Source organism: Allobosea sp. 01N443, from assembly GCF_056399325.1.
The window spans coordinates 1-746 of the sequence record NZ_JBFTRC010000413.1 but is presented as its reverse complement, the minus strand read 5'-3'; the positions used below and the strand labels follow the sequence as shown (position 1 = coordinate 746).

Sequence of the window (746 nt, the reverse complement as noted above, 5' to 3'; positions counted from 1 at the left end):
GAGCGACATCGCGCCCGGTGTGCAGGCGTCCGGCGAAAGCCGCTCGCATGCCGAGCCCCGCGTGGCGCAAGCCGTTCTGCCTGCAGCCAAGCTGGAAAGCGAGCCTGAGCCAACCCGGAATGGCGAGGCCGACGAACCTGCCGGTGTCGATCGTCAGRCAAGACGACGCAAGGCGCTGCCTGCGCCCGCACCCCTCATGCAGACGGGCGTCTTCGAGCTGCCGCCGCTGAGCTATCTTGCCGAGCCGAAGACGCAGCCCGAGGCGGCGGTCTCGACCGAGACCCTGCAGCAGAATGCGGGATTGCTCGAAGGGGTGCTCGAGGATTTCAACATACGCGGCGAGATCGTCCAGGCCTGTCCCGGCCCGGTCGTGACGCTGTACGAGCTTGAGCCGGCGCCGGGCATCAAGTCGTCGCGGGTGATCTCGCTGGCCGACGACATCGCCCGCTCGATGAGCGCGATCTCGGCGCGTGTCGCCGTCGTCCAGGGCAAGAACGCGATCGGCATCGAACTGCCCAATGCCAAGCGCGAGACCGTCTTCCTGCGCGAGCTGCTCGCCAGCCAGGATTTCGAATCGACCAAGCACAAGCTGGCGCTTTGCCTCGGCAAGACCATCGGCGGCGAGCCGGTGATCGCCGATCTTGCCCGCATGCCGCATCTGCTCGTCGCCGGCACCACCGGCTCGGGCAAGTCGGTCGCGATCAACACCATGATCCTGTCGATCCTCTACCGGCTGACCCCCGCAC

At 67.2% G+C, this 746-nt stretch carries 1 protein-coding gene; it reads left to right on the top strand.

The window, feature by feature from the left end; translation table 11 throughout:
* A partial coding sequence (locus AC1DRP_RS36750; protein ID WP_476771164.1) for a DNA translocase FtsK occupies window positions 1-746 on the top strand: 746 nt, incomplete at both ends.